This is a genomic window from Pseudomonas sp. SDO55104_S430 (assembly GCF_054070595.1).
In genome coordinates this window covers 1-4,558 of the sequence record NZ_JBSVXG010000339.1, presented here as the reverse complement: position 1 = coordinate 4,558, position 4,558 = coordinate 1, and the positions used below count along the sequence as shown (strand labels likewise).

Here is a 4,558-nt window from a genome sequence, read left to right as displayed (position 1 = left end):
AACGACACAAATCCCCTGTGGGAGCGGGCTTGCTCGCGAAGGCGGCCGATCAGGCGATGGATGCCCGACTGATCAACGCATCAACCTCAGCAGCCCCTGGCGCAGTAGCCGGCCCCCACCGAGTCACCGCCAATGCCGCCGCCGCATTCGCCCGCCGCGCCGCCTCAAAGGCGGACAAACCCTGCGCCAACCCCGCGACAAACACCCCGGCATGCGCATCACCGGCACCGTTGCTGTCCACCGCCTCAACCTTGAACCCCGGCACATGCCGACGCTCGGAGCCCTGGCTGATCCAGCACCCCTGCGGCCCGTCGCGCACCACCATCAAAACCTTGGCAGGAAGAAGCCCGGCCAGCAGATCCAACGCCCCGGCGATATCCGACGCTCCGGTAATGCGCAGCGCCTCGACGCTGTTGCTGGTCCACAGATCGATGCGCGGCAGCAGCGCCTGCAGCAGCGGTGCATCCGGCGAATCCACCAGCGGCCCCGGGTCGAACACCACCTTGACCTGCCTCGGCAACGCCAGCACCCAGTCCACCAGCGCCTGCCCCTTGCCGGTCAGCTGCAGGCTGTAGCCGCTGACATACACGTAGTCGCCCGCCTCCACCTTCACATCTGCGAGATCTTCGGCAGTCAGGTCGCCTTCGGCGCCGATGTAGGACACGAAACTGCGCTCGGCCGAAGCGTCGGTGATAGCCACGCACAACCCGGTATCCCGTTCGGCGCGACCGGCGAGGCCGATGCGAATGCCTTCAGCGTTCATCGCCTCGCGGGCCAGGTCGCCGAAGCGTCCGCTACCATGACGCCCCAGATACACCACCGGCAACCCGTTGCGCGCCGCAGCAGCCATCACGTTGAAACCGCCACCGGCTTCGAAACTGGCCGACTGCGCCAGTACATCGCCGCCCGCTTGCGGCAACTGATCCACCGCCATGACCAGGTCGATGATGACCTGGCCGGTGTGCAACATCTTAGGCATGAGCATTCTCGTTCAGCGCGGCGCGACGATCCCTGGCGCCACCGAGTACAAAGTAAATCCCCCCGGCCACGACGAAGGTCACGATCCAGCCGAGGCCGTTGTGCCCCAGCCACGAGTCGGACAGGAAGCCCTTGAACCAGACGTTTTCCGCCGTGGTGCCGATGGTGGTGAAGCTGAAACCCAGCACGATCGCCAGCGCCCAGGCGCCGAACGCGCGCCACTCCACACCGCCCTGATACCAGTAGGCGCTGCTCGGACTGACGTCCAGCAGGTCCTTGGGGCTGTAGTAGTGACGGTGAATCAGGTCGACCACGAAGATCCCGACCCAGGCGGTGATCGGCACTGCCAGCAGGGAAATGAAAGTGATGAACGGGCCGTAGAAGCTGTCGGCAATCAGCATGAAATAGATGGAACCGGCGAAGATCGCGACGATGTCCACCACCACCGCGTACACGCGCTTGACCTTCAGGCCCAGGGTCAAGGTGGTCAGGCCCGCAGAGTACACCGACAGGTTGTTCGACAGCAGCAGGCCGCCGAACGCGGTGATCAGGTACGGTACGGCCATCCAGGTCGGCAGCATGTCGCGGATGGCGATGATCGGATCGGTGGCCTGGGCCAGGTCGTCGTTGCCCACCGACAGCAGGCCGCCGAGGGTGATCAGCAGCACCAGCGGAATCCCCGCACCGAACGCCGCCGAGGCCACCAGACGCACGGCTTTCACGCTGCGATGCTGATAGCGAGACATGTCCGCGCCGGCGTTGGCCCAGCCGATGCCGGTGCCGGCAGCCATGGTGCCGATGCCGATGATCATCGCGCTCATCGGCGCCGGCGTTGCGTTGAACACCGCGCTCCAGTCGATGGTGGCGCAGAGGAAGCCGCCGACCAAAATGTTCAGCGCACCGAACACGTAGGTCGCCCACTTCTGGATCACCAGCAAGGTGGCGTGGCCGAGGCCCGAGACCGACAGGGTCAACAACACGAAGATGGCGATGAAGGTCAGGGTCAGCAGCGGTGCGCTTTTCGCCTCCACCGGCGAGCCGAACAGGATCGAGCACAGCGACAGCAGCACGAAGGCGGCGGTGGTGGTGTTGACGGTTTCCCAGCCCAGGCGCGACATCAGCGAGACCAGGGTCGGGCCGATGTTGCCGCGCATGCCGAAGATCGCGCGGGACAGGGTCAGGCTCGGCGCCCGACCACGGCGACCGGCGATGGAGATGATCCCGACCACCGCGAAGGAACCGGCGGCCCCGAGAATGGCGACGATGATCGCCTGCCAGATCGCCAGCCCGCGAAAGGCCACCAGGGTCGCACCCAGCGGCAGGCCGAGGATGGAAATGTTGGCGGCGAACCAGACCCAGAACAGCTGCAGCGGATGCCCGTTGCACTCGGCCTCCGGCACCGGTTCGATGCCGCGTGTTTCCAGCTGCCCGGCGTTCTGCCCGGCGTTCGATGAACTCATGAAAAATGCTCCTGTTGCCATTTTTGTTCTTCGCCCTCTGCAGGAGCGAGCTTGCTCGCGATGGAGGCCCGGACGACGCGGGCATTCAGACAGCCAGCGTTATCGTTGACGATCATCGCGAGCAGGCTCGCTCCCACAGGGGATCGGGGATATTCAGCGCAGTGAAAGCAGCCCTTTCACCAAAGGCTCCAACTCCAGATCATTGACGGCCTTGACCTTGTCGATCATCGCCAACGGCCAGATCTCCAGGCCCAGGCAGGCCCCCAGCATCGCACCGAGAATCGCGGCGATGGTATCGGTGTCGCCGCCCAGGCTCGCCGCCATGCAAAGCGCGTCGAAAGCGGTCATCTCACCGATGGCCACCTGCTGGGCCAGGGCAAACGACACCACCACCGACTCCTGCGAAGCCACCGAAGTGCCGATCACGTCGTACAGCAAATCGGCGAGCGCCGCCTTGTCGCTGTCGACGCTGATGGTCTGTGCCCAACCGATGCGCGAAGCGATGCGTCCACCGGCAACCCAGTGGCCGTGGCTCTGCGCCTGTTGGGCGATGTGCTGGCCGAGGCTCAGCGCCTCGCCCAGGGCCATGCCGTTGATACCGGCGGAAATCACCGCCGCCACCGCCGCCGCGCTGGAGATGCCCAGCGTGGTGTTGTGGGTGACCTGGCAGGCTTGAATCACCGCCTCTATGAAGCGCTGCGGATCGCTCACGTCCGCGGAAATCCCGACCGGCGTAATGCGCATCGCCGCGCCGTTGGTGGTGCCGTAGCGCCCGGCCTCCTCCGGCGAATGACCGGCGAGGATCATCTCGATGGCGCGCTTGGTCGAAGGGCCGAGCAGGTCCTGGGAACCCTTGGCCTGCATCTCGGCTTCCCATTCGATCAGGCGTTGGGCGAGTTGCGCGGGTTTGATCCGGCCTTTGCCATCGACCAGCAACTGGCCGACCAGGATCGCCTGTTCGGTGTCGTCGGTGATCGAGCCCTTGGGCATGTTGGCGGCAATCGGTTGCAGGGGACCGGCGTCCTGCAGGTCCTTGATTTCACCGAAGCGCGCCTTGATGTCGTCGCGGCTCAGGGATTGGGTCGGCATGCCCAGGGCGTCGCCCAGGGCCAGGCCATAGAACGCGCCCAGGGCACGATTGAGCGCAGTCATTTCGGGGTTCCAAATTGCAGGTGCATGCGGAAATGCACGGGGTCGAGCAGGCTTTCCACTTGCTCCATGAAGCGGTTCTGCCGGTCGTAGGTGGTACGCAAGGCCTTGAGGAACACCGTGCCCGCTGGACGTCCCAGCAGTTCGGCGTCTTCGGCGCTCAAGGGTTCGGCGCCGATCCATTGGTCGCCGCGCTCACCGATGTAGCCGTAGGCGGCCAGGGTGATGGTCAGGGAGTTGTCGATCAAACCGACCCGCGGCAAGCCTTCCAGGCCACCGGTTGCGGGCATCAATGAGCGTTCGAGGGAAACCAGCGTGCCGTCGTTGGAGCGGCGTCGGCGGTCCAGTGTGATGAATTGGTCGGTGCCGAAACGCGATAGCAGGTCGGGACGCGTCACCGCCTCCAGCCGCAGCACCTCGGTATTGACCAGCGATCCGTTGTCGGCCAGGGCCTGGGCCCAGCCGTTGCGCTGGTCGAGCACCACACCGTCGAACGTGACGATGGACCCTACCCCGCTTTGCGTCGCAATGTAATTGCGCCGTTTCAACTCGGCCAGCGCTTCACGCAAAGTACCTCGGCTGACTTTGAATTCCTGAGCCAACTGATGCTCGCCCGGCAAATGAAACCCGTCCTCCATGAGGCCGCTTTCAATGCGCCGAATGAGCTCATCGACCACCCTTTTTTTCTTGTCGAATCGAACCTGTCTAATCATGTACAAATTGAACATGAAACCAATTGTTTCGAGCAAGAAGTATTTGTGGGGAGATGACGGAAGGGAGGCTGGAAGGTGACCGCTGCGCGGTCAATCGCGAGCAGGCTCGCTCCCACAATGATCCGGGTCACACACAAAATCATGTGTGCAGGACAGATCCCCTGTGGGAGCGAGCCTGCTCGCGATGGCGTCGCTACATTCAAAATCGCCTTCGCGGGCAAGCCTCGCTCCTACGGTCACGCGAAATCCTGTAGGAGC

General features: G+C 64.2%; 4 protein-coding genes. All 4 read right to left on the bottom strand.

The window, feature by feature from the left end:
• Positions 1 to 49: 49 nt before the first annotated feature.
• The 4 genes from ACW9JE_RS28955 to ACW9JE_RS28940 all read right to left on the bottom strand — a co-directional run bounded on the left by ACW9JE_RS28955 (position 50) and on the right by ACW9JE_RS28940 (position 4,300).
• Positions 50 to 979 carry a PfkB family carbohydrate kinase gene (locus tag ACW9JE_RS28955; protein WP_457434706.1) on the bottom strand — a complete coding sequence of 310 codons (930 nt, stop codon included), beginning with the start codon at positions 977 to 979 and terminating at the stop codon, positions 50 to 52.
• Positions 972 to 2,438, bottom strand: a complete 1,467-nt coding sequence (locus ACW9JE_RS28950) for a purine-cytosine permease family protein (protein ID WP_457434705.1) — start codon at positions 2,436 to 2,438, stop codon at positions 972 to 974. The genes ACW9JE_RS28955 and ACW9JE_RS28950 overlap by 8 nt, the downstream gene beginning before the upstream one ends.
• A 153-nt stretch (positions 2,439 to 2,591) precedes the next feature.
• Positions 2,592 to 3,590: an ADP-ribosylglycohydrolase family protein gene (locus ACW9JE_RS28945; protein ID WP_457434704.1), complete on the bottom strand. Its 999-nt coding sequence runs from the start codon at positions 3,588 to 3,590 to the stop codon at positions 2,592 to 2,594.
• Positions 3,587 to 4,300, bottom strand: coding sequence for a GntR family transcriptional regulator (locus ACW9JE_RS28940; RefSeq protein ID WP_457434703.1), 714 nt, complete (start codon positions 4,298 to 4,300; stop codon positions 3,587 to 3,589). The genes ACW9JE_RS28945 and ACW9JE_RS28940 overlap by 4 nt, the downstream gene beginning before the upstream one ends.
• Positions 4,301 to 4,558 lie beyond the last annotated feature (258 nt).

What these genes read in the sequence shown, in the direction of transcription:
- ACW9JE_RS28955 (WP_457434706.1), bottom strand. Translation starts at nt 979, where the DNA reads ATGCCTAAGATGTTGCACACCGGCCAGGTCATCATCGACCTGGTCATG.
- ACW9JE_RS28950 (WP_457434705.1), bottom strand. Translation starts at nt 2,438, where the DNA reads ATGAGTTCATCGAACGCCGGGCAGAACGCCGGGCAGCTGGAAACACGC.
- ACW9JE_RS28945 (WP_457434704.1), bottom strand. Translation starts at nt 3,590, where the DNA reads ATGACTGCGCTCAATCGTGCCCTGGGCGCGTTCTATGGCCTGGCCCTG.
- ACW9JE_RS28940 (WP_457434703.1), bottom strand. Translation starts at nt 4,300, where the DNA reads ATGATTAGACAGGTTCGATTCGACAAGAAAAAAAGGGTGGTCGATGAG.